At 42.6% G+C, this 26,084-nt stretch carries 20 protein-coding genes; 19 read left to right on the top strand and 1 reads right to left on the bottom strand.

Annotation, left to right across the window (positions count from 1 at the left end; translation table 11 throughout):
- The first annotated feature begins 8 nt into the window (after positions 1-8).
- The 7 genes from BXY41_RS21190 to BXY41_RS21160 all read left to right on the top strand — a co-directional run bounded on the left by BXY41_RS21190 (position 9) and on the right by BXY41_RS21160 (position 6,989).
- Entirely contained in the window at positions 9-1,643 is a 1,635-nt protein-coding gene (locus BXY41_RS21190; protein ID WP_242980302.1) for an efflux RND transporter periplasmic adaptor subunit, read from the top strand.
- Positions 1,633-2,364, top strand: coding sequence for an ABC transporter ATP-binding protein (locus BXY41_RS21185; RefSeq protein WP_242980310.1), 732 nt, complete (start codon positions 1,633-1,635; stop codon positions 2,362-2,364). The genes BXY41_RS21190 and BXY41_RS21185 overlap by 11 nt, the downstream gene beginning before the upstream one ends.
- On the top strand, positions 2,348-3,526 hold the full coding sequence (locus BXY41_RS21180) for an ABC transporter permease (RefSeq protein WP_104438911.1): 1,179 nt from the start codon (positions 2,348-2,350) through the stop codon (positions 3,524-3,526). The genes BXY41_RS21185 and BXY41_RS21180 overlap by 17 nt, the downstream gene beginning before the upstream one ends.
- 68 nt (positions 3,527-3,594) lie before the next feature.
- Positions 3,595-4,299 (top strand): response regulator transcription factor, encoded by a 705-nt coding sequence (locus BXY41_RS21175; RefSeq protein WP_104438874.1) that lies wholly within the window; start codon positions 3,595-3,597, stop codon positions 4,297-4,299.
- On the top strand, positions 4,292-5,566 hold the full coding sequence (locus BXY41_RS21170; protein ID WP_104438873.1) for a sensor histidine kinase: 1,275 nt from the start codon (positions 4,292-4,294) through the stop codon (positions 5,564-5,566). The genes BXY41_RS21175 and BXY41_RS21170 overlap by 8 nt, the downstream gene beginning before the upstream one ends.
- Positions 5,567-5,680: 114 nt before the next feature.
- Positions 5,681-6,142 carry a DUF6323 family protein gene (locus BXY41_RS21165; protein ID WP_104438872.1) on the top strand — a complete coding sequence of 154 codons (462 nt, stop codon included), beginning with the start codon at positions 5,681-5,683 and terminating at the stop codon, positions 6,140-6,142.
- Entirely contained in the window at positions 6,126-6,989 is an 864-nt protein-coding gene (locus BXY41_RS21160; protein WP_170072505.1) for a DUF6179 domain-containing protein, read from the top strand. The genes BXY41_RS21165 and BXY41_RS21160 overlap by 17 nt, the downstream gene beginning before the upstream one ends.
- A 52-nt stretch (positions 6,990-7,041) precedes the next feature.
- On the opposite strand, the gene BXY41_RS21155 is transcribed toward BXY41_RS21160, so the two are convergent.
- Positions 7,042-11,307, bottom strand: a complete 4,266-nt coding sequence (locus tag BXY41_RS21155) for a 2-hydroxyacyl-CoA dehydratase (protein ID WP_104438870.1) — start codon at positions 11,305-11,307, stop codon at positions 7,042-7,044.
- Positions 11,308-11,560: 253 nt separating this feature from the next.
- Here BXY41_RS21155 and BXY41_RS21150 point away from each other — a divergent pair, with 253 nt between their 5' ends.
- The 12 genes from BXY41_RS21150 (at position 11,561) to arfA (ending at position 26,074) form a co-directional block, all read left to right on the top strand.
- Positions 11,561-12,502, top strand: a complete 942-nt coding sequence (locus BXY41_RS21150) for a magnesium transporter CorA family protein (RefSeq protein WP_104438869.1) — start codon at positions 11,561-11,563, stop codon at positions 12,500-12,502.
- A gap of 18 nt (positions 12,503-12,520) precedes the next feature.
- Positions 12,521-13,369 (top strand): DUF1751 domain-containing protein, encoded by an 849-nt coding sequence (locus BXY41_RS21145; protein WP_104438868.1) that lies wholly within the window; start codon positions 12,521-12,523, stop codon positions 13,367-13,369.
- Positions 13,370-13,383: 14 nt separating this feature from the next.
- Positions 13,384-14,820 (top strand): pyruvate kinase, encoded by a 1,437-nt coding sequence (gene pyk, locus BXY41_RS21140; protein ID WP_104438867.1) that lies wholly within the window; start codon positions 13,384-13,386, stop codon positions 14,818-14,820.
- A 130-nt stretch (positions 14,821-14,950) separates the two neighbouring features.
- Positions 14,951-16,225 carry a diaminopimelate decarboxylase gene (locus tag BXY41_RS21135; protein ID WP_104438866.1) on the top strand — a complete coding sequence of 425 codons (1,275 nt, stop codon included), beginning with the start codon at positions 14,951-14,953 and terminating at the stop codon, positions 16,223-16,225.
- A 410-nt stretch (positions 16,226-16,635) separates the two neighbouring features.
- Positions 16,636-17,127: a GNAT family N-acetyltransferase gene (locus BXY41_RS21130; RefSeq protein ID WP_207657086.1), complete on the top strand. Its 492-nt coding sequence runs from the start codon at positions 16,636-16,638 to the stop codon at positions 17,125-17,127.
- 242 nt (positions 17,128-17,369) lie between these two features.
- Positions 17,370-18,260, top strand: a complete 891-nt coding sequence (locus BXY41_RS21125; protein WP_104438865.1) for a S8 family peptidase — start codon at positions 17,370-17,372, stop codon at positions 18,258-18,260.
- Between the two features lie 300 nt (positions 18,261-18,560).
- Positions 18,561-19,646 (top strand): recombinase RecA, encoded by a 1,086-nt coding sequence (gene recA / locus BXY41_RS21120; protein WP_104438864.1) that lies wholly within the window; start codon positions 18,561-18,563, stop codon positions 19,644-19,646.
- 16 nt (positions 19,647-19,662) lie between these two features.
- Entirely contained in the window at positions 19,663-20,271 is a 609-nt protein-coding gene (locus tag BXY41_RS21115) for a regulatory protein RecX (protein ID WP_104438863.1), read from the top strand.
- A 125-nt stretch (positions 20,272-20,396) separates the two neighbouring features.
- Positions 20,397-21,956: a ribonuclease Y gene (rny, locus tag BXY41_RS21110; protein WP_104438862.1), complete on the top strand. Its 1,560-nt coding sequence runs from the start codon at positions 20,397-20,399 to the stop codon at positions 21,954-21,956.
- Positions 21,957-22,027: 71 nt separating this feature from the next.
- Complete coding sequence (locus tag BXY41_RS21105) at positions 22,028-23,455, top strand: D-alanyl-D-alanine carboxypeptidase family protein (RefSeq protein ID WP_104438861.1); 1,428 nt, start codon at positions 22,028-22,030, stop codon at positions 23,453-23,455.
- Between the two features lie 412 nt (positions 23,456-23,867).
- On the top strand, positions 23,868-24,521 hold the full coding sequence (gene fsa, locus BXY41_RS21100) for a fructose-6-phosphate aldolase (RefSeq protein ID WP_104438860.1): 654 nt from the start codon (positions 23,868-23,870) through the stop codon (positions 24,519-24,521).
- Positions 24,522-24,556: 35 nt separating this feature from the next.
- Complete coding sequence (arfA, locus tag BXY41_RS21095; protein ID WP_242980300.1) at positions 24,557-26,074, top strand: arabinosylfuranosidase ArfA; 1,518 nt, start codon at positions 24,557-24,559, stop codon at positions 26,072-26,074.
- Positions 26,075-26,084: the final 10 nt, after the last annotated feature.

The following is a 26,084-nucleotide window of genomic DNA, read 5'->3' as shown; positions in this document are numbered from 1 at the left end:
GTGGATCTATGAAGAGAAAGAAAAAAAATATTTTTCTTATTGCCATAGCTGTCGTTATTTTGTTGGCGTCAGTTACGGTGGTAAATCAAATGGGAAGAAAAGCCATGTCTGATGACCAGATACCGGTCAATACTGCGGTAGTAAAAAAAGGAGATATTAATACGGAATTAAAAGCATCGGGGACTCTGGCTGCAAAAAACACATATAAGATAACCTCTATGGCAGAAGGTGAGATAGTATCTGCCGATTTCTCGGAAGGAGATCAGGTAGAAAAGGGACAGATCCTATATGAAATTAATAAATCAGCCATGGATTCTGAATTATCAGGCTCTGAAAATTCATTAACCAGGGCAAACAGCTCTCTGGAACAGGCGAAAAAGCTTTATGAAGACGCAATACAAAAATATAGCGGAAATACCTATAAAGCTAAAAATACCGGATACATTAAGGAACTGTTTATAAAAGCAGGCTCTAAAGTGGATAATGGAACAAAAATTGCAGATCTTTATAATGATCAGGTGGTAAAACTGAAGGTGCCGTTTCTTTCCGGCGATGCGGCTGCTTTTGGGGCAGGGAATGCCGCTGTCATCACACTCTCTGACACCGGAGAACAAATACAGGGAACAGTGGAGACCATTTCCAACCAGGAAACAGCACTAACTGGCGGCAGACTGGTTCGCAGAGTCACTATTCTGGTACAAAATCCAGGAGGTTTGACCAGCCAGGTAAAAGCAACCGCTTCTGTTGGAGGAGTATCTGGTGCAGAAGACGGCACCTTTGAACCAGAGATCAACAGTGCCCTGGAGGCCGATATTCCGGTTTCTGTTGAAGTGGAGGCACTTCTTGTAAATGAAGGGGATTATGTGCAAAAGGGAACACCCCTGTTTCGTATCACAGAGAAAAGTGCAGATGATTTAAAGAAGAGCTACACCGATCCCATGAACCAGGCAGAGGAAAATGCAGAGGCGGCAAAGAATAAATTAGACAGCACCAGAAAAAGTTACGATAATTATACAATTAAAGCTCCAATCTCTGGAACCGTGGTTGCGAAAAAATATAAAGCAGGAGATACCATAAGCAGAAATACCAACACAGAACCGGATCTTGCTGTGATCTATGATCTTTCTGAACTGACATTTAAGCTACCTGTAGATGAGCTTGATATACATAAGGTGAAAACTGGACAGAAAGTGGCTGTAACGGCAGATGCTTATCCGGGTAAAACTTACCCTGCAACTGTCACCAATGTAAGCCTGGAAAGTGCTGTAACCAATGGAGTCAGTACCTATCCGGTCATTGTTACTCTGGATAAAAAAGGTGATTTGATACCGGGCATTAATGTGCAGGGAGTGATTTCACTGGGCAGTGCCAACGATGTCCTTTTAATACCGGCAGCCGCACTTATGAGGGGAAATTTAGTTTATATAAAGGATGATAAGGTGCTTAAACCTGAGGGAGAGATACCCACCGGATTTCGTTCAGTAAAAGTAGAGACAGGGCTGATCAGCGCAGATGCTGTGGAGATAACAAGTGGCTTATCAGAAGGTGATGAAGTGTATATTTCTCAGACAGAAACAGAATTGCCAGCGGGAAATCCAATGGAAGACATGGGAGGTGGACCTGGTGGTGAAGCTGGGGAATAAGAAAAAGGACTGTACAGACAGCGAGTTAATCAAACTGGATCATATTTATAAAATCTATAACCTTGAAGGGGAAGTAGTCTATGCCAACAATGATGTGAGTCTTTCCATTGAAAAAGGGGAATTTGTTGCCATTGTAGGTAAGTCGGGCAGCGGAAAATCAACTCTGATGAATATTATAGGGGCTCTTGATGTTCCATCTAAAGGAGAATATTACTTAGGAGGAGAACCGGTACGGGATATGGGAGATAAACAGCTTGCCCGTATCCGCAATGAAATGATCGGTTTTATCTTTCAGCAATATAATCTGCTTCCAAAGTTAAACATTGCTGAAAATGTGGAGCTTCCTCTTTTGTATGCAGGTATAGAAACAGCGGAGAGAAAAGAGCGTACGCGAAAGGCGTTAGAAAAGGTTGGATTGTCGGACAAATGGAGGAATCTTCCAGGGCAGCTATCCGGAGGACAGCAGCAGCGGGTATCCATAGCCAGGGCACTTTCCGGAGACCCGTCCCTGATTTTAGCAGATGAGCCTACAGGAGCGCTTGACTCTAAAACCAGCAGGGATGTACTGGATTTTTTAAAACAGATTAATGAAGAAGGCAACACCATTATTATGATTACTCATGACAATACCATCGCATTAGAAGCAAAACGGGTGATCCGGATTGCAGATGGGAAAATTAATTTTGATGGAAAGGCAGATGATTATGCGGCAATCCTTTAAACTTGCACTTAGAAGTATCTGGGGCAATAAAATGCGGTCGTTTCTTACCATGCTTGGAATCATAATCGGGGTTGCAGCTGTGATTGTGCTGGTAAGTCTTGTTAACGGTTACATGGACAGCGTGATTAAAAGCTTCTCTGATATGGGCGCCAATCAGATACAGGTCAATGTGACAAACCTTTCATCAAGATCTGTAAACAGCGGGCAGATGTATTCATTTTATGAGGACAACAGCAATATTTTTGAACGCATGAGCCCTGTTGTGAGTGTTTCTGGAAAAGTGAGAAATGGGGAACAGTCATTAAAGTATACAACAGTTTCGGGCATCAGTGAACAGTATGGCGATATAAAAGGGCTTCAATTGGAATCAGGGCGTTCCATACTTTATTCTGATATTGAATCAAGACAGAGGATTTGTGTGATTGGGGGATACGTTGCTAAGGAGCTATATGGAAGCGGGGAAAATGCGGTAGGTAAAAAAATAAAAATAGGAGACAATACCTTTGATATTGCAGGAGTTTATCAAATTAAAAACAAACAGTATTCAGAGAGCGGAGGAGAAGATGATTTTGTCTGGATCCCTTACACGGTTGCGGTAAAAATAGAGAAAAATGCAAATATAGGAGATTACTTGTTTACTGTGAGAAGTGTTTCAAAAGCAAATGATGGGGTGATACTGATCCAGAAATTCCTGATGGATATTCTGAAAAATAAGGACCTGATCCGGGTTATGGCCATGAGCAAGATACTTGATTCCATGAATAAACAGATGGCAATGATAAGCGGACTGGCGGGAGGAATTGCAGGGATATCTCTTCTGGTAGCCGGTGTGGGAGTCATGAACATCATGCTGGTATCTGTAACAGAGCGTACCAGAGAAATCGGAATCCGCAAATCACTTGGAGCAAATAAAGGGGCTATCATGCAGCAGTTTATTATTGAAGCAGCAGTTACCAGTTCCATCGGCGGAATAATCGGAATCCTGTTTGGATGCGGTGTAACAGCTGCTGTGGGGAAGGCAGCAGGAGTTACCGCCCATCCTGCATTAAACGCGGTTGTGATTGCATTTGGAGTTTCCGTTGCCATTGGTCTGTTTTTTGGGTATATGCCGGCCAGAAGAGCAGCAGGTTTAAATCCCATCGATGCATTAAGAAGCGACTAAATATTTGATATTTCTCTGTTATGTAGTATAATTTTTTTATCAGATATCTGGGGTGAGGAAGGAATAAGATGGAACAATTAAAAATTTTAATCATTGAAGATGATGAAGATATTCGGGAAGGGGTAAGAATTCTTTTAGAAAGCCAGAATTATCTGGTGGAAGAAGCTAAAAATGGAAACGAGGGTCTGGATCTGTTAACAGAAGATACGGATATGGTGATTCTGGATGTCATGATGCCCGGTATGAATGGATTAAAGACATGCAGGGAGATACGGAAACGGTCTTTTGTGCCGGTTTTATTTCTTACAGCCAAGACCCAGGAATCGGATAAATTAATTGGGCTTATGGCTGGAGGAGATGATTATCTGTCCAAACCATTTTCCTATTCAGAGCTTCTTGCAAGAGTGCAGGCACTTCTCAGAAGATACCGGGTTTACAAAGGAAAAGAGCTTACAGACGGTATGAATAAGGAAAAATGGCTGGAGCTGTATGATATTCGCATTAATGAAGAGTTCAACGAGGTATGGGTAGGAGAAGATGAGAAGGAACTGACCGATATCGAGTATAAAATTCTCCTCCTTATGATGAAGCACCCAAAGCGTGTTTTCTCAGCTCAGAATCTGTATGAAAGCATATGGGAAGAGCCTTATTTTTATTCATCCAACAGTACGGTTATGGTTCATATCCGTAAGCTAAGAATGAAAATAGAAGGAAATCCCCAGGAACCGGTGCATATAAAAACCGTATGGGGGAAGGGGTACCGCTTTGAATAAACGTCGGCACAGCATGAAACTTCAGTTTTCACTGGTAATGATGGGAGCAGGAATCCTGGCAGTCCTCATCTATATGGGGGCGAATATGGTATCCCAGAAAACCCTGGATTCTTATTTTACCAGTAAGCCCTTTGTAGCCAAAGCGCAGAAGAAGAGTGCAGATCAGTTTCAGGAATACGTAAGAAAGAATCATATAAATTCATGGGACAAGGCAGCACTTGATAGCTGGATCGAACGTCAGAATATGGTTTATATAACGGTATACAGAGATGACAGTGTTATATATGATTCGATTATGAGCGATGGTGAATATTATAAGAATCAGCCTTATTTTGACATACAATTTGAGGATGGGCCTGCTAAGGTGTATCTGGACGGATTCTTTGGGTACCAGTTTTATCTTACTGCCATGACCATATCTCTGATCGTAGCTGTACTGGTGTTTTTAGCAGTCTGTATTGGATTTATGGAGAAGAAGATCACATATATCACGTTCCTGGAGCGGGAAGTAAAAGTATTAAAGGGAGGTTCTCTGGAAAAAGAAATTTCCATCAGAGGATCAGATGAGCTTACTTCCCTTGCCCATGGTTTAAATGATATGAGGGTGTCTTTAAAAGAAAATATGGAGATGAAGGAGAAACTGCGTTCAGCCAACAAAAGTCTGGTAACAGGCTTGTCCCATGATTTAAGGACGCCTCTCACAACTTTAATGATCTATCTGGAACTATTATCTAACGGAAAGGTTCCTGAGGCAGAAAAGCAGATGCAATACTTAAAAAAATGTACAGAAAAAGCAAAGCAGATGAAAGTTCTGTCGGATCAGCTGTTTGAAAGTGTTCTGGTAGCCGAAGAAAAGGAAGAAGAACTGGAAGAACCCCAAATGGTACAGTATATCATGGAAGATGTGATCTCTGATCTGATTATGTTTCTGGAAAGTCAGGGCTTTGATACAGAATGCCGGATTGAGTGGGAACCGGTAAAAATTGCGGTCTCCATTGATTACATCATTCGTATTGTCAATAATATAAGCTCTAATATTATAAAATACGCTGATTTAAGGGAGCCGGTTATTATTGAGATGAAGTACTCTAAAAATCAGGTGGAAGTATGGTTCGTGAATGAAATCTCTCCAAGCAAAAACAATGGGGAGAGCACAAAAATGGGAATTCAGAACATTAAGTCTATGATGGTTAAAATGGGTGGAATATGTGAAGTGATAAACCATGACAGCAGCTATGTGATAAAAATAAAATTTCCTGTGAAATAAGAATAATCACTTGATCTGATGGTAATATAATACCACAAAAATCACTTTTTTTCAAGTCTTGTAATTTCCCTGAAACAGGCGTAAACTGTGGATTTATCAGAAAGGAGTATGATTATGGACAATGAAAAATGGTTGGTGAACCAGGAGGACAACACTTCCCTTGCAAGATTAAATGCTGCAAACGAATATACCGGACGATTTGGTCTTAAATTATCAGAGGAAGATGCTGCACTGCTTTTAAAAGAGAGAACAAATATTTTAAAGAAGCAGGAAAGGGTGGAATTTGGAGAAGGAATTCTTCCAAAGCTTATTTTTGCCTTTTGCGATTCCCCGTATATATATCAGGATAATTACACGGATACCCTTGGACGGCTGCAGGAAATATTTTATTCGTATAAAAATGATACCCTGGATGAAATACCGGATGATGAGCTGATTGAATTTATGAAGGAACAGTTTGACGGTCCCTGTCAGGGATCCGTAGATTACCTGGAAGATACTGCTCTGGAGGGCTTTGCACGGAAAACCAGATTTGGTTTTCAAGACAACTGGGAAGAGGATGATGATGAAATATAGCCAGGAGGAGTTACTGCCTGTAGTGGCAAAGCTTGCAGCCCGTTATACAAGCAATGAAAGTACGTCGATCTCTTATGATAAGGCGAGGCAGCTGATGGGAGCCGTGATTTATTGCATAGAAGAATATGAAAATGCAGCAGCTGGCTTAAGGAATCTGGTTACGGCACACTCCACCATATCTGCAGATACTGCCTACAGGCAGGGTTATGAGATACTCATAGAGAAGGTTAAAAAAATCCAACAGGAATATAACCTTATGATGAAGGAGTTTCAATACTACGGCAATCGGTGCTGTTATGATACCTTTCAAAAAGGGATGCCGGAATTTTTCCTGTATTATGATGCTCGCTTTTACCCCATGAACCATATTCTTACTCTCGATTATCCGGTGCTGGTTTCCTTAGAACCCCGGTGCGGAGCGGATCTGATGGAAGTCTATGTAAGAAGTGCCTGTCTGGAACAAAGTTTTTTACAGAAACTGCCTGCGGACTATATTTTGCATGTACTAAGCTCCTATTCTGGTGATTACGAAGAACTGATCATTAATCTGGCATCGATTGTGTTAAGGAATGTCTTAGGCTGCAGGATTGCAGGTAAAAGCATTGATTTAAATGGATATTCCCCAATTGAGATGGAACGTCTTAAGCTTTTTATCAGTGGAAAAACCAGAGAAGAGCTGGAGGAACAATTAAAGAGATACATCGATGAACTCATGGATTTTGCTTATGAAGGAAATGAAGAGCTGGGGAATTATCTAAAAGAGGACATGAGAAATTTCAGCTTTGAATTACAGCACGGATTAAACTATAACTGTTTTCAGGCGATGCTGGCAGTGGGTAATAATTAAAAAATACCGGAAACCTTTTCTCAGGTTTCCGGTATTTTGTATCAACAGAACATTATTCCTGTCCGGTCGTTTGATTTTGCTCTTTTAGAAGATTTTTCTGTGCTGTTGAAAGCATAAGTTTAATCCGGTTTAACTGATTTACTTCACTGGCGCCTGGATCGTAATCCACTGCGATGATGTTGGAGTCAGGATATGCTTTTCTTAACTCCTTGATTACACCTTTTCCCACAATATGATTGGGGAGGCAGCCAAATGGCTGGGTGCACACAATATTATTGGTACCGGTATGGATCAGTTCCAGCATCTCTCCGGTTAAGAACCAGCCTTCCCCGGTCTGATTGCCGATGGAAACAAAGTCATTTGCCATATTAGCAAGGTTTCCGATATGAGCCGGAGCGGTAAAGTTCTTACTCTTTTCCAGTTCCCGCTTGGCAGTCTTACGGAAGAATTCCAAAAGTGAAATTCCCATATTGGCTATGAATGCAGTGGATTTTTTACCTCCAAGGAAATCTGCCTTAAAGTTTGTGTTATAAAAGCAGTACAGTAAAAAGTCCATTAAATCAGGCATAACAGCTTCAGCGCCTTCCGCTTCCAAAAGCTCTACGATCCGGTTATTGGCAAGTGGTGAAAACTTCACAAGAATCTCACCTACGATACCGACCTTTGGTTTTTTCACAGAGTTTCTTGGCAGATTGTCAAAATCTCTGATGATGCCCTTAATGTTGCGGGAAAACTCGATCATGTCAGCGGACTTCTTCGAGAGAGATACAATACAGCGTTCTTTCCATTTTTCATGGAGAGAGTTGGCGGAACCAGGTATCTTCTCATATGGCCGGGTGGCGTACAGCACCCTCATAAATATATCTCCGTATACCACTGCCTGCATGGCTTTCGTTAACAGCGGCAGTGAGATGGTAAAGCCGGGATTGGATTCCATGTTTCCTGCGTTGACTGAAATCACAGGCACCTGACTCATCCCAGACTTATCAAGGGCTCTGCGGACAAAACCGATATAGTTGGAAGCACGGCAGCCTCCGCCTGTCTGGCTCATAAACACAGCAGTCCTGTCTAAATCGTATTTGCCGGAAAGCAGTGCTTCCATGATCTGTCCGACTACAATCAGGGAAGGATAGCAGGCATCGTTATTTACGTATTTTAAGCCTGTATCAATGGCAGAGCGGTTATCGTTCTGCAGAACTTCCACGCGGTAGCCGAATGCCCGGATAGCGGGCTGTAAAAGATCAAAATGCAGAGGAGACATCTGGGGACAAAGGATGGTATATTCCTGTTTCATCTCCTTGGTAAACATCACTCTGTTATAGGCGCTGGAAACAACTTTGTGCTCGAAGTGACGCTTGTCACGTACCTTTAAGGCGGCAATGAGAGAGCGCACACGGATTCTGGCAGCTCCTAAGTTGTTAACCTCGTCTATTTTCAGTACTGTATAAATTTTGCCGGAACCGGTCAGGATATCATTAACCTGATCTGTAGTGACGGCATCCAGACCGCATCCAAAGGAATTAAGCTGAATTAAGTCTAAGTTGTTCTCTCTTTTCACCAGACTGGCAGCCCGGTAAAGCCGGGTATGGTACATCCACTGGTCTGTTACAACCAGAGGGCGTTCAATGTCAGCAAGATGGGAGATGGAATCCTCGGTCAGCACTGCAAAACCATAAGAGGTAATCAGTTCCGGAATTCCGTGGTTGATTTCCGGATCAACATGGTAAGGCCGGCCGGCCAGTACGATTCCGTGTCTGTTATTTTCTTTTAACCACTGTAAGGTTTCTTCCCCTTTTTTCTCCATATCTGTGCGGGAAGCCATGAGCTCTGTCCAGGCCTTATGGGAAGCGTCAGCAACTTCCGATGCAGGAATGCTAAATTCTTTGGTAAAGACCTCTGTTAAGCGTTTTGTTAAGACTTCTTCATTGGTAAAAGCCATAAATGGATTTAAGAAACGAATGGCTTCTGTTTTAATTCCTTCTACGTTATTTTTAATATTTTCTGCGTAGGAGGTTACAATGGGACAGTTAAAATGATTGCCTGCATCAGGACTTTCATTTCGTTCGTATGGAATACAGGGGTAAAAAATAGTTTTAACTCCCTGCTTAATCAGCCATTCTATATGACCGTGGGCGATCTTTGCCGGATAACACTCGGATTCACTGGGGATGGATTCAATACCCAGCTCATAGATCTTCCTGGTGGATTGTGGGGACAGTACAGTACGGAACTTTAAGGTATGGAAAAATACAGCCCAGAAGGGGTAATTTTCATAAAAGTTCAGTACCCGTGGAATTCCGATGACTCCCCGTGTGGCCAAATCAGCGCTTAACGGTTCGTAATCAAACATCCGGTGATTTTTGTAATCAAACAGGTTTGGAATCTCACGTCTTGTTTTTTCTTTTCCAAGTCCCCGCTCGCAGCGGTTTCCGGAGATGAACTGGCGTCCGCCGTCAAACCGGTTGATGGTCAGAACGCAGTTGTTGGTACAGCCCTTGCACCGGCTCATGGATGTTTCATAGTGAAGAGCCAGTATCTTGTCAAGATCCAGCATTGTAGTCTTTGCCGACTGGTCATAACGCTCTCTTGCAATTAAGGCAGCTCCAAAGGCGCCCATAATTCCGGCAATGTCCGGTCTTACTGCTTCACAGCCGGATATTTTTTCAAAACTACGAAGTACGGCATTGTTATAAAAGGTACCGCCCTGAACCACTACATGTTTTCCCAGATCAGAGGCACTTGTTATTTTGATAACTTTAAATAATGCGTTTTTTATAACGGAATACGCAAGTCCGGCAGAAATATCAGAAACCTCAGCCCCTTCTTTTTGAGCCTGTTTCACATTGGAGTTCATAAAAACAGTACATCTGGTTCCAAGATCAGTGGGATTTTTTGCAAATAAAGCTTCCGTGGCAAAATCTTCCACTTTGTAATTCAGGGAATTGGCAAAGGTTTCAATAAAGGAACCGCAGCCAGAAGAGCAAGCCTCATTTAACTGAACGCTGTCTACCGTATTATTCTTTATGCGGATGCACTTCATATCCTGTCCGCCGATGTCTAAGATGCAATCCACTTCCGGTTCAAAAAATGCAGCCGCATAGTAATGGGAAATTGTCTCAACTTCTCCTTCATCAAGAAGAAAAGCAGCCTTTAATAAGGCTTCTCCATATCCGGTGGAACAAGACCATACAATCTGACTGTCATCAGGAATCTGTTCTTTTATCTCTTTGATGGCGCGGACTGCAGTCGACAGCGGAGATCCGTTGTTGCTGCTGTAAAAGCTGTAAAGCAGAGTTCCGTCTTCCCCAACCACGGCTACTTTTGTGGTAGTGGAACCGGCATCAATTCCTAAGAAGCATTTGCCGTGATAGGAAGATAACTCTCCCTTTCTCACACAGTGACTGCTGTGACGGTTAATAAATTCATCAAAATCTTCCTGACCTGCAAACAATGGCTCCATTCGCTTTACTTCAAATTCCATCCGAATACCATTTGACAATCGGGAGATCATATCCTCAAGAGAGGTCTTTGCATCCGTCTTATCTTCTGTGTTCATGGCAGCGCCGATGGCAGCAAAGAGATGGGAATGTTCGGGAGCGATAATTGCATCTCCGGTGAGATTTAAAGTGCGGATAAACGCTTTCCGAAGCTCAGGAAGAAAGTGGAGTGGTCCTCCTAAGAACGCCACATTGCCTCTGATTGGCTTACCACATGCCAGACCGCTGATGGTCTGGTTAACGACTGCCTGAAAAATAGACGCTGCCAGATCTTCTCTGGTAGCTCCTTCATTAATAAGCGGCTGAATGTCTGTTTTGGCAAATACGCCGCAACGGGCAGCGATTGGATAGATCGCTTTGTAATTGGCAGCATACTCATCGAGACCCTTGGCATCAGTCTGTAAAAGAGCAGCCATCTGGTCAATAAAAGATCCGGTGCCGCCGGCACAGATTCCGTTCATTCTCTGGTCAATGCCGCCGCTGAAATAAATAATTTTAGCATCTTCTCCGCCAAGCTCGATTGCCACGTCGGTCTGCGGGGCATAATCTTTTAATGAGGTGGCAACAGCCACCACTTCCTGTACGAATGGTGTCTTTAAATGACGGGACAGTGTAAGACCGCCGGAACCGGTTATGGCCGGAACAAGGTCCATAGGCCCTAACTGATCAAAGGCCTTCTTTAAAAGGCCTGCCAGTGTTTCCTGTATGTTTGCAAAATGCCGCTCGTAATCAGCGAACAACAGCTGTTGGTTTTGATCTAAAATAGCAATCTTAACGGTTGTGGAACCGATATCGATTCCTAAAGTGTTGTATGTATTCATATGTGCGGGGTTAACCCCTGCCTCCTTTAGTGTAAAAGTAAGTTGCTGACTCACCGGACATCAGTTTAACATAAAATAAGAAATAAAACAATTGCCAGGACATGCTAAAAATATGTTAAACTTAGAAAAATTTGTGTAAGTTCACAAATTGAGGTAGCTTTTCGTTTGACAAAAATGGTCGGGGAAACTATAATGTATAAGTCAAAGTCCGCCAAAGTATACACAAAATACTTCCGTAGAAGGGAGAAAAGCCATGATTCAGATTTATAAAACAGAAGACGGCCTGATTCAACAAAAGGATGAGCTTTCTCCGGGGTGCTGGATCGCACTTACCAATCCTACAGCTACGGAGATACTGGAAATCGCAGATACCTACCGTATTGATCCGGATGATTTAAGGGCTCCTCTTGATGAGGAAGAGCGTTCCCGTATTGAGACAGAGAATAATTACACGCTGATTCTTGTTGACGTCCCCACCATTGAGGAGAGGGGCGGAAAAGACTGGTATGTTACCATACCTATGGGAATCATCACCACTGACGATGCTATCATAACGGTATGCCTGGAAGAAACAACGGTATTAAATGCCTTTATGGATGGACGAGTCAGGGATTTTCATACTTACATGAAGACCCGGTTTATTCTTCAGATTCTTTATAAGAACGCATCGTTATATTTGCAGTATCTAAGAGTTATAGATAAGAAAAGCGCTGTTGTTGAAGAAAAACTTCATAAATCCACAAAAAACCGGGAGCTGATTGAGCTTTTGGAACTGGAAAAGAGTCTGGTTTATTTCACCACATCCTTACGTTCCAATGAAGTCGTGTTAGAAAAACTTATGAGGAATGAAAAGATTAAGAAATATCCGGAAGATACCGAACTTCTTGAGGATGTTATCGTAGAGAACAAACAGGCGATTGAGATGGCCAACATCTACAGCGGAATACTGAGCGGAACCATGGATGCATTTGCTTCCGTTATTTCCAATAACTTAAACATTGTCATGAAGTTTCTGGCAACTATCACCATTGTAATGTCCATACCTACCATGGTAGCAAGCTTTTATGGTATGAATGTGAATCCAGCGGGAGTTCCGTTTGCGGACAGCCCATATGGCTTCTGGATTGTTTTAGGTCTTACACTGATTCTCACTTTGAGTGTTGCCTGGATTTTTTCCAAAAAGGATTTGTTTTAGCTTAGGAAGGTTGAACGCATGAAATTTTTTTATAATCTGGAACGCAGATACAGAAAATATGCCATTCCGAATCTTATGTACTATATTATTGGCATGTATGGGACCGGACTGTTTTTACAGCTTTTTGCGCCGGAATTTTATTTACAGTATTTAGCACTCGATGCACAGAAGATTTTAAGCGGTCAGGTGTGGAGAGTTGTCACCTTTATGATTTATCCGCCGGGCGGAGGAAGTCTTTTCGGAAGTCTGATCGGCATGTATCTTTACTATATGCTGGGAGTTAATTTAGAGAGAATCTGGGGAGCTTTCCGTTTTAATGTTTACTTCTTTATGGGAGTAATTGGTCATGTGGCAGCCGCTTTGGTTGTTTACATCTTTTTCAGACAGAGAATCTATCTGACAACGGAATTTTTAAATTATTCTCTGTTTTTTGCATTTGCTGCGACATTCCCTGATCTGGAATTTCTTCTGTTTTTTGTGATTCCCATTAAGGCCAAATGGATGGCGATGTTTAATGGAATCTATTTCCTGTATGAGTTTATTATGGGAAATATGGCAACCAGGGTTACGATTGTTATGTCGCTGATTAACTTTTTCGTGTTTTTCCTTCTGACCCGGGATTTAAACCGGTTTAATCCGAAGGAAATCAAAAGAAAGCAGAATTTTCATCGTCAGATGAAAATAATGCCCCAGGGAGGAACCCATCACAAGTGCGCCGTATGCGGTCGGACCGAAAAGGATAACCCAAACCTGGAATTCCGGTATTGTTCAAAATGTGAAGGCAGTTTAGAATACTGTTCGGAGCATTTGTATACACATAAACATGTAACATCGGATAACCCCACAACCGGTGATACGACCAACTAGCTACGGAGGATAATATGAAGAGAACCAAAATTATTTGCACGATGGGACCAAACACGAATGACCGCGCACTGATGAAATCACTTGCTGAGCACGGAATGGATATTGCCAGATTTAACTTCTCACATGGTGATTATGAGGAACAAAAAGAACGTCTTGACATGTTAAAGAGCATTCGTCAGGAATTAGACCTTCCAATCGCTGCTCTTCTTGATACAAAAGGACCGGAGATTCGTACCGGACTTTTAAAAGATGGTAAAAAGGTAACCTTGAAAGAAGGCGATACCTATGTTCTCACAACAGAAGAGATTGTGGGAGACGAGAGTAAGGGTCATATCAACTACGACGGCTTAAATTCAGACGTAGTTGCAGGAAACCGTATTCTGATTGATGACGGTCTGATTGAACTTGAAGTTTTAGAAGTGAAGGGCAGCGAAATCATCTGCAGAATTGTAAACGGCGGCGAACTGGGAGAGAGAAAGGGAGTTAATGTTCCAAATGTAAAGATTAAACTTCCGGCTCTTACTGATAAGGACAAAGCTGATATCTGTTTCGGTATCGAACAGGGCTTTGATTTTATTGCAGCTTCCTTTGTACGTACGGCAGCAGCTGTACGTGAAATTAAGGATATTCTGGATGCCCATGGCTCTGATATTGCAGTTATCGCAAAAATTGAGAATGCCGAAGGGATTGAAAACCTGGATGAAATCATTGAAGTCAGTGATGGAATCATGGTTGCCCGTGGTGATATGGGTGTTGAGATTCCTGCTCAGGAAGTTCCGTTTATTCAGAAGAGAATTATCCAGAAATGTAATGAGGCATGCAAACCGGTTATTACTGCAACACAGATGTTAGATTCCATGATCCGTAATCCACGTCCAACCAGAGCAGAAGTAACTGACGTTGCCAATGCTGTTTATGACGGAACGGATGCAGTTATGCTTTCTGGTGAAACTGCAATGGGTAAATATCCGGTAGAGGCTCTTTCCATGATGGCTTCCATCGTGGAAGAAACAGAAAAGCATCTGGATTACACCGGATACAGACAGCGTAAGGTATCTGCAGTGAATACACAGAATGTATCCAATGCAGTATGCTACTCTTCCGTATCCACCGCTCATGACCTGGGAGCGAAAGTGATTGTAGCTCCAAGTATCACTGGTTTCACCACAAGACTGTTATCCAAATGGAGACCGGAAAGCTTAATCATCGGTTTATCTCCAAGCGCAACAGCTCTTCGCCAGATGCAGCTGTACTGGGGCGTTATACCATTCCAGGCAAGACGTGCCGAGTCAACTGACGTGTTAATCTATTCTTCTCTGGAACTGTTAAAGGCAAGATCCATTATTAAAGAGAATGACATAGTGGTTGTAACCGCAGGTGTAGTAAGTCCTGCAAGAAAGCATGAGCCTGCAGCTCATACCAATATCATGCGTGTTGTGACAGTCGATTAATGACTTCTTACATTATTACAAAAAAGTGTAGACAAAAGAGTCTATCCCCGGTACAATGTAGCTTACCAGCAGATGTGCCGGAGATGGCTCTTTTCTGCATATGGTAACGTTATGAGAGGAGAGGAAAATAATGGAGAAAAGACCATTTGTAACCAGAGAACAATTAGAAGAAATTGTGAATGAATATCCAACTCCCTTCCATTTATACGATGAAAAGGGCATCAGGGAGAATGCAAAGAAATTAAAAGAAGCATTTTCCTGGAATAAGGGATACCGGGAATATTTTGCGGTGAAGGCAACTCCCAATCCATTTATTTTAAATATATTAAAAGAGTATGGATGCGGGGCTGACTGTTCCTCTATGACGGAGCTTATGATGTCTGACGCCATCGGATTTTCCGGTTCCGACATTATGTTTTCCTCCAATGATACGCCTGCAGAGGAATTTCAGTTTGCAGACCGGATCGGAGGAATTATCAATCTGGATGACATTACTCATATTGATTTTCTGGAAAAAGCCATTGGCCATATTCCGGAAACCATCAGCTGCCGTTATAATCCGGGCGGAATATTTAAGATCAGCAATGATATTATGGATAATCCCGGAGATGCCAAGTATGGTATGACGACAGAGCAGATCTTTGAGGCATTTCGGATTTTGAAGAGTAAGGGAGCAAAGAAATTCGGAATTCATGCATTTCTGGCAAGCAATACGGTGACTACGGAATATTATCCCCTTCTTGCAAAAGTTCTTTTTGAGCTTGCAGTAAAGCTAAAAAAGGAAACAGGAGCAGAGGTTACTTTTATCAATCTTTCCGGCGGAATCGGTATTCCTTACCGTCCGGGTCAGGAACCCAACGATATTCTGGCAATTGGTGAGGGAGTAAGAAAGGTTTATGAAGAAGTACTTGTTCCGGAAGGAATGGGGGATGTGGCAATCTATACGGAGCTTGGACGGTTTATGTTAGGACCGTACGGCGCATTGGTTACCAGAGCCATTCATGAAAAACATACACACAAAGAGTATGTGGGCGTAGATGCCTGTGCAGTAAATCTTATGAGACCTGCCATGTATGGTGCCTACCATCACATAACGGTTATGGGGAAAGAGGATGCTCCCTGCAGCCATAAGTATGATGTTGTGGGTTCGCTTTGTGAGAATAATGATAAGTTTGCCATTGACCGCATGCTGCCGGAGATATCCAGGGGTGACCTGCTTTTTATTCATGATACCGGTGCTCACGGGTATGCCATGGGATATAATTACAACGGTAAATTAAAATCTGCAGAGCTGCTTCTCAAAGAGGATGGGTCTGTAGAGCTGATTCGCAGGGCAGAGACTCCAAAAGATTATTTTGCAACTTTTGATTGCTTTGATGTGCTTAAAAATATTAAGTATGAATAATTGCATTCGGGATCTTCTCTTTTACACAGAAAAATCCCTGTGTCTATGACACAGGGGACTTTTCTTAGGATTTTCGGATTTTCAAAAAGGGTGAAAGGATAATTGTTACGTTGTGCATTTCTTATGTGTTTAGTATAACACACCGCTTCTTGAAAAGTTTGTATATTGTTTGAATAGATTATGAAGATTTTCTTAACTTTAATGATCTGCATAAAAATCAGATGAGATGGAATTGCTGTTAGAATCAGTATTTACCTGGCTTTACCTGTCCAGCAGGGGCATCTTCGTTTCCCTTACTGTTTAGGGGTACAGCAGTTAGAATTTAATATTGATAGTTGGTAAGCAGGGTGATATTCTATTGATAAGAATTAAAAAAGCACATCAAATTTCAAAAGAAGGGATGTTTTCAGTTGAAGATTCAGACAAGAGAATATACGGTAGATGATGTTAATTTCATGATTCACATATGGAATGAAGTTGTTGAGGAGGGAGTTGCTTTTCCTCAGGAGGCTTTGTTAACCTGGGAAACAGGCTATGCCTTTTTTAAATCACAAACATATTGCTCTGTGGCAGTAGATAGCGAAAGCGGCAAGATATACGGTCTATATATTCTTCATCCCAACAATGTGGGAAGATGTGGTCATATTTGCAATGCCAGTTATGCGGTAAGCTCTGAGAGCCGAGGAATGCATATTGGTGAAGCGTTAGTAACAGATTGTCTTATTAAAGCCAAACAGCATGGATTCAGAATTATGCAATTTAATGCTGTAGTTTCAACGAATACCCATGCAAGGCATTTATATGAACGGCTTGGTTTTAAACAGCTTGGGACAATTCCTGGTGGATTTTACATGAAAGATGGCCATTTTGAGGATATTTGTCCATATTATTATGTTTTATAATTATGTTTATAACTTAAAGAAAATTACGAACTATCAGCAATTTGCTGGTAGTTTTTTTGTTATAGAAAATTCCTCCGTGAGGAGAAGTTAAGTATCATCATCGCCAGGAAGCAAAGGAAACCGACTGAGAGATGCACATGAAAAAATACAAATGTAAAATTCCACCTGTATTTTAGATGGAAAAGAAACCATGGGAAGCGTACCGGAATATCTTAATAAAAAAAGGAATCAGGTAGCGGACTGTGAATCAGGTAAGAGAAGTAATACACTGTGACAGTGCCCTTCGCATGGGACTGACCGGTCGCGGAATTGGTGTTGCAGTTCTTGATACGGGAATTTACCTTCATGAGGATCTTGAACATAGATTGGCAGCTTTTGTGGACATTGTTCACCGCAGGCGGGAACCATACGATGACAATGGCCATGGTACTCATATATCCGGAATAATAGCAGGGGATGGCAGAGCCTCCAATGGCCTCTATATGGGTGTTGCTCCGGAGTGCCACATTATTATGCTGAAAGTATTGGACAAAAAAGGAAATGGATATGCTTCGGATGTGCTTTCCGGACTGAAGTGGATCCGTGACAACAAAGAGAGGTATGGAATCAGGATTGTAAATATATCGGTTGGTTCCTTTTCAAGAAAAGGCATGACGGAAAATTCCGTACTGGTAAGAGGGGTGAATGCGGCCTGGGATGACGGTCTTGTGGTATGTGTTGCAGCAGGAAACATGGGACCTGGAACCAATACCATTACAACGCCGGGAATCAGCCGGAAAGTGATAACGGTAGGGTGTTCCGATGATTACAAAGAGGTGAATGTGATGGGAAACCGGATGATTGACTATTCCGGCAGAGGACCTACCGGTGCATGTATCTGTAAGCCGGAAATTATTGCTCCCGGAGCCGGGATCATAAGTTGTTCCAATGAACCAGGGCAGTATCAGACAAAAAGCGGGACTTCCATGTCCACTCCCCTGGTATCCGGAGCCATTGCACTGTTGCTGCAGAAATATCCCTATATGAGCAACCGGGATGTAAAATTAATGTTAAGAGAACGGGCTGTGGATGCCGGGCTCCCCATGAACCAGCAGGGGTGGGGAATGCTTGATGTAGAGCAGCTGCTGCTATAGAAAATGGATACGGACTGTTCTTGTTTTAAAGGCGGTCCGTATCCGTCTTTGTCAGGAAAAACTTGCAGAGTCCTTTTGTCTGTGCTATAGTAAAACAGAAGTCATAAGGCAGTCTGCCTTTTTTGTCTCCCATTCAGGCGTTTCGCCCTATTTTCCAAAGTAGCCATACAAAGTAAACCCACTAAGGCAGGAGTGTGATGCGTATGATTGAAGAAGCGTGAAAAATACAGGTTGACTTTTGCCTGGAAATATACTATCATTATAATATTAAAAGAACATTTGTTCGTGTTGGAGGATAAGATGAATAAAGATGATAAGCTGAAAGCACTGGATGCCGCACTTACCCAGATAGAGAAAGCATATGGAAAAGGATCTGTCATGAAGCTGGGAGATTCTGGAACCAATATGAATGTAGAGACCATACCAACCGGAGCATTAAGCCTGGATATCGCACTGGGCCTTGGCGGAATTCCCAAAGGAAGAGTTGTGGAGATCTATGGACCGGAATCCAGTGGTAAGACCACAGTTGCTCTTCATATGGTAGCAGAGGTTCAGAAGCGTGGAGGAATCGCAGGCTTTATCGATGCGGAGCACGCCCTTGATCCTGTTTATGCAAAGAACATTGGTGTTGATATTGATAATTTATATATTTCCCAGCCGGATAACGGTGAACAGGCTCTGGAGATCACGGAAACCATGGTTCGTTCCGGTGCAGTTGATATCATCATTGTAGACTCTGTTGCAGCCCTTGTGCCCAAAGCGGAGATTGAGGGAGATATGGGTGATTCTCACGTAGGTCTTCAGGCAAGGCTTATGTCCCAGGCTCTCAGAAAGCTGACTGCTGTTATCAGCAAGTCCAACTGTATTGTTTTATTCATTAACCAGCTTCGAGAAAAAGTAGGAGTTATGTTCGGAAGTCCGGAGACAACCACCGGAGGCCGTGCACTGAAGTTCTACGCATCTGTCCGTATGGATATCCGTAAGATTGAGACCTTAAAGCAGGGCGGCGATATGGTAGGTAACAGAGCCCGTGTGAAGGTGGTAAAGAACAAGATCGCTCCTCCATTTAAAGAAGCTGAGTTTGATATCATGTTTGGAAGGGGAATTTCCAAAGAAGGAGATATCCTGGATCTGGCTGTGAAAGAGAATATTGTTGAGAAAAGCGGCGCATGGTTTGCGTATAATAACGTGAAGATCGGTCAGGGAAGAGAAAACTCCAAGATTTATCTTCAGGACAACCCGGCTGTTTGTCTGGAGATTGAGAATAAGGTCCGCGTGAAGTACGGTCTTGCAGAGGAAAAATCAATTGCAGGTGACCGTGCACCGGAGAAGGAAAGCAAGCGTATTAAACCGGAAGAAGATAAGACCGGAGCTGTTAAGGAATAAAACTACTGGAGGGCATATGATAGTAACAGAGATAGTGCCCGTCGATAAACGCAGGAGTAAAGTCATTCTTGATGATGACTTTACTCTTGTTCTTTATAGAGGGGAATTAAAACGATATTTCATAGAAGAAGGAAGCGAGATTACGGAAGAGGTTTATGGGGAGATCGTGAAGGAGATTCTGTACAAGAGAGCCAGGGAACGGGTTCTGTTTCTTTTAAAATCCTCCGATAAGACGGAGCAGGAGCTGAGGAGAAAATTAAAAGAGGGGTTTTACCCCCAGGAGGTCATTGATTATGCCATTCATTTCCTAAAGGAGCACCGTTTTATCAATGACCAGGAATATGCAAAAAGGTATGTGGAATTTAATTCCAGAAAAAAGAGCGAACGACAGATTGAGTATGAACTTAAGAGAAAAGGTCTGGACAAGGAGATCATTGGAGATATATTAAAGGAGCAGCCTGTAGATGAGGCTGCCATAGTCAGAGATTATATCAGGAAAAAGCGCTTAAACCCAGAGCAGATGGACGCCAGAGAGAAGAGCAAAGTGATGGCATCCCTGGGCAGAAAAGGTTTCTCATATGAAGCGGTAAGCCGGGTTTTGGGCGAAATTTTTGTCGAAGACTGACAATAGTGAAAATGTGTATAAGTATACCGGAAACAGAGGTGAAATACTTGACATAATGTATAAAACAGTTTAAAATTGTAGTGTTGTATTGTTGTACAATGAAAATAAAATAAGGAGGTGCTCCTGTGTCAGTATCAGTATTCACGGCTGCATTGATTACGATCATTGCATCAGTAGTAGTTGCTTTTATTGCCTGGTCTGCTGCGACCGCGTATCGTAAGAACACTTACGAAAGCAAAATTGGCTCTGCAGAAGAAAAATCCCGGGAAATAATAGATGAAGCATTAAAGACCGCTGAGACAAAGAAGCGTGAAGCTCTCCTTGAGGCGAAAGAAGAGTCTTTAAAGACTAAGAACGAACTGGAAAAGGAAACCAGGGAGAGAAGAGCTGAGCTTCAACGTTATGAAAGACGAGTATTAAGCAAGGAAGAAAACTTGGACAAGAAGTCCGAGACTATGGAAAAACGAGAAGCAGGTCTTGCTGCTCGAGAGGAAGCCCTGAATAAGAGAAATTCCGAAGTGGAATCTCTTTATGAAAAAGGCATTCAGGAACTGGAAAAAATTTCCGGACTTACCTCCGAACAGGCAAAAGAATATCTTTTAAAATCTGTTGAAGATGATGTTAAACATGACACTGCGAAATTAATTAAGGAACTGGAAAACAAAGCAAAAGAAGAAGCTGATAAAAAAGCAAAAGAATATGTGGTTACTGCCATTCAAAGATGTGCGGCGGACCATGTGGCAGAGACAACCGTTTCTGTTGTTCAGCTTCCCAATGATGAGATGAAGGGCCGTATTATCGGAAGAGAAGGCCGTAACATCCGCACGTTAGAAACCCTGACGGGTGTGGAATTGATTATTGATGATACCCCGGAGGCAGTTGTTTTATCCGGATTTGATCCGGTTCGTAGAGAAGTAGCTAGAATCGCGTTGGAACGCCTCATTGTGGATGGACGTATTCACCCAGCCAGAATCGAGGAGATGGTGGAGAAGGCGCAAAAAGAAGTAGAGACCAATATGCGTGAGGAAGGTGAAGCTGCCGCTCTTGAAGTGGGCATTCACGGGCTTCATCCAGAACTCATACGTTTGCTTGGAAAACTGAAATATAGAACAAGCTATGGACAGAATGCGTTAAAGCATTCTATCGAGGTCGCTCAGTTATCCGGGCTGTTAGCCGGAGAAATCGGTCTTGATATCCGTATGGCAAAACGTGCCGGTTTATTACATGATATTGGAAAAGCTGTGGATCATGAGATGGAAGGTTCTCATATTCAGCTGGGACTGGAGTTGTGTAAGAAATACAAAGAATCCGCAATCGTACTAAACACCGTGGAATCACATCATGGCGATGTAGAACCACAGAGTCTGATTGCCTGCATCGTTCAGGCTGCAGATACCATATCTGCTGCAAGACCTGGTGCCAGAAGAGAGACTCTGGAAACATATACAAACAGATTAAAACAGTTAGAAGATATCACCAACTCCTTTAAGGGAGTGGACAAGTCCTTTGCCATTCAGGCAGGACGCGAAGTTCGGATTATGGTAGTTCCCGATCAGATTAACGATGATGATATGGTACTCCTGGCCCGTGATATTTCTAAGAAAATCGAAGATTCCTTAGAGTATCCGGGACAGATTAAGGTTAACGTGATCCGGGAGTCCAGAGTTACAGATTACGCGAAGTAAAATAGTGCCCTAAAACCGTATACTTATTCTGGTGCGGCTTTAGGGCATATTTCATGTCAGGAGGATGATACGTGAAACGTCGGATAAAAGTACTGTTAAGCTGCGTACTGATTTGCCAGCTGTTTCTTATGACTGTTTATGCAAAACCGGATTGGCCGTCTGACACGGGCATCCAGGCAGAGTCGGGAATTGTAATTGATGCAGATACAGGCGCCGTTATCTTTGGACAAAATATACACGCCGCTTATCCACCGGCAAGTATTACAAAGATACTGACTGCTTTAATCGTTCTGGAAAACAGTGATCTGACCGATATGGTGACATTTTCCAAGGACGCTGTTAACAATGTGGAAGAAGGAAGCGGTAATAAACTGAATGTGACCAATGGAGATACGCTGTCAGTCGAGGACTGCCTCTATTCTCTTATTCTGCATTCCTGCAACCAGGCTGCCAACGCTCTGGCGGAACATGTAGGAGGAAGCAGAGAAGCTTTTGTAAAAATGATGAATGACAAACTGGTGGAGCTTGGCTGTACAGAAAGCCATTTTGAAAATCCATCAGGTTTAAATGGAGATACCCAGCATGTAACTGCATATGACATGGCACTCATCGCCCGTGCTGCTTATAATAATAAAAAACTGGTGGAGATCAGTTCTGCCATCACCCATAAAATTCCACCTACCAGCAAAAATCCCAACGGGATGACCATTGAAAATGAGCATAGACTGGTTAAGACAAAAGATGAATCAAGCGAATTTTATTATCCTGCGGCTGTTGCAGGAAAAACCGGGTATCTGATCAAAGCAGGTAATACGGTTGTTACTTATGCAGAAAAAGATGGAAGAAGATTGATCTCCGTTATTTTAAAGGGAAAGCCCAGGCAGTATTTTATTGATGGGAAGAACCTCCTTGAATTTGGTTTTACCAATTTCGAAAACCTGCCCCTGGCAGGGAATGAGACGGAATATACATCTGGGGATACCCCTGTATCCATAGGTTCTAAAAGCTATCAGCCTTCCGATCTGGAACTGGAGCAGAACGCAGCAGTTACTGTTCCAAAAGGAGCAGAACTTTCTGAGGTTGATAAGGAACTGGTGACGGATCTGCCAGTAGGAAGCCCCAAAGGTGCAGTGGCACTCATCCGCTATACTTATAATGACAGAGCAGTAGGACAGGCCTATCTGTTGGCAAAAGAACAGGAGGAATCCCAGAGTGAGAAACCGTCAGCAGAATCTTCCGGGAAACAGGAGGAAGAGACAAAGGCGGAAACAAATCACAACTCCCAAAAAGGGATTGGAGTGATGGGAACCCTTGGGATTGCTGCGGCGGTTTTTGCGTTAGCAGCCGGAACTGTGTTTGTAGTGAAAAAGAAAAGAAAAGAGTCGAAAGAAATTGCGATGCGAAAAGAGGAACGAAGACGCCGCCTTCAGGAAGATGGTGATGCGGCTGACTTTGAACGCATTTTAAACGAACGCAGAAATAAAAAGAAACAAAACTAAAGAAGTAAATGAAAAAGACCAGCTGGGGAAGCTGGTCTTTTTTCGGAGAAGGTATTTCGTTTCTTATGGGGTGTAGCAAAAACTATATAATGTATTGGGGGGGGGTTACATGTAATAATATACCCCATTTTTCTTCAAAAGTGTCAACAAACATTCACAAATTTAAAAAATAAAATTGTGCATTTTACCGTGTTTTAATGATAAGATTGTGGAAAAAACACAGATTACCATATTAATGCCCTGATCTCTTGTGCTATATACCAGCTTATGCAGGAATGAATTATTTGGAAATAAAGGATCAGATATGGTAAAATATATAAAAACAACTTGTGCAATGGTGCGTACAAGTTATAAATTGTAAGTAAGAGGATGACTGGTTCACTCTCATGGAAAAATCAGGAGGTAGAAATCAATGAGGTTCTTTGTAGACACGGCAAACATTGAAGAAATCAGAAAAGCCAATGAGATGGGAATTATCTGCGGTGTTACCACCAATCCGTCTTTGATTGCCAAAGAAGGAAGGGATTTTAAACAGGTGATAGAAGAGATTACATCAATTGTAGATGGTCCCATCAGCGGTGAAGTAAAAGCGACTACGACAGATGCAAAAGGGATGATTGAAGAGGGCCGGCAGATTGCGGCTATCCATCCCAATATGGTGGTTAAGATTCCCATGACTGCAGAAGGCTTAAAAGCGGTCAAAGTGCTGACAGGGGAAGGAATAAAGACCAATGTGACCCTGGTATTTTCTGCAGCCCAGGCTCTTTTGGCTGCAAGAGCAGGAGCTACCTACGTATCTCCGTTCTTAGGAAGACTTGATGATATTTCAATGCCTGGAATTGATCTCATTGATGAGATCACAGAGATATTTTCAATCCATGAGATTGAGACTGAAATCATAGCGGCCAGCATACGCAATCCCATCCATGTGATCGATTGTGCAAAAGCCGGTGCTGATATTGCTACCGTGCCTTATCCGGTGCTGGAGCAGATGACAAAACATCCCTTAACTGATCAGGGAATTAAGAAATTTCAGGATGACTACCGAAACGTATTCGGAGAATAAGACTAATTATCGTTTAGAAAGGTTGGACACTACTAATGGCATGTAACAAAGTAAAAATGGTGATTGACAAAGAATTCCGTATTTCAGAGGTTGACGAAAGGATCTATGGTTCTTTTATCGAACATCTTGGAAGAGCAGTTTATGACGGTATTTATAGCCCGGAGCATCCATCGGCAGATGAATACGGTTTCCGTAATGACGTAAAGGATTTGATAAAAGAATTAAATGTTCCGATTATCCGGTATCCAGGCGGAAACTTCGTTTCCAGTTTTAACTGGGAAGACAGTGTGGGACCGGTGAGTGAGCGTCCGAGAAGACTGGAACTTGCATGGAAAAGCATTGAAGAGAATAAGGTTGGATTAAATGAATTTACCAAATGGGCAAGAAATGCAGGATCTGATGTAATGATGGCGGTAAACTTGGGGACAAGAGGAATTGCCGATGCCTGCAACATTCTGGAATACTGCAATCACCCGGGTAATACCAAATACAGCGATTTAAGAATCAGTCATGGATATAAAGAGCCTCATAATATTAAAACATGGTGTCTGGGCAATGAAATGGATGGTCCGTGGCAGCTGGGACATAAGACAATGGAAGAGTATGGACGCCTTGCGGAAGAGACTGCAAGAGCCATGAAGATTATCGATCCGACCATTGAGCTGGTTTCCTGTGGAAGCTCTTCCCTTACCATGCCTACATTTCCGGATTGGGAGGCAGTTACCCTCCAGCATACCTATGATCACGTGGATTATGTATCCATGCACCAGTATTATGGAAATGGAAAAGGAGACAGTGAGGATTTCCTTGCCTCTTCCGACGACATGGATCAGTTTATCCGTACGGTAATTGCTACCTGCGATTATGTGAAAGCGAAAAAGAGAGGCAAAAAGGATATTAAAATCAGCTTTGATGAGTGGAATGTATGGTATCACTCCTCTGCAGCTGATAACGAAACAACAGAAAAACATCCATGGCAGATTGCACCTCCCCTGTTAGAGGATATCTATAATTTTGAAGATGCACTTTTAGTAGGCCTGATGTTGATCACGTTGTTAAAGCATGCTGACAGGGTGAAGATGGCATGTCTGGCACAGTTGGTTAATGTTATTGCTCCGATTATGACAGAAGCTGGCGGCGGCGCAGCCTGGAAGCAGACAATCTTCTATCCATTTATGCATGCGTCAGCATACGGAAGAGGAACCGCTCTCTTACCAGTGATCAGCTCACCGAAATTTGACACTGCCACCCATGCAGATGTAACAGCAGTGGAAGCAGTTTCTGTTTACAATGAGGAAAAAGAAGAAGTAACCATTTTCGCAGTCAATCGTTCTATTAAAGATGATGCAGAAATGACGATTGATGTCAGAAGTTTTGAGGGATACCGTGTTCTGGAGCACACCGTTCTGGAAAGTGATGATCTGTTAGCAGTAAACGGACCGTTTCAGGAAAAAGTGGCACCGAAACAGACCAGCCAGTCTTCCATAGATGGCGGAACTGTAACAAGCATCTTACACAAGGCATCCTGGAACGTAATTCGTCTGGGCAAATAAAACTGGAGGG

This window comes from Lacrimispora xylanisolvens, assembly GCF_002934545.1.
Lineage (GTDB): Bacteria > Bacillota > Clostridia > Lachnospirales > Lachnospiraceae > Lacrimispora > Lacrimispora xylanisolvens.
This window is presented reverse-complemented; position numbering and strand designations above follow the sequence as displayed.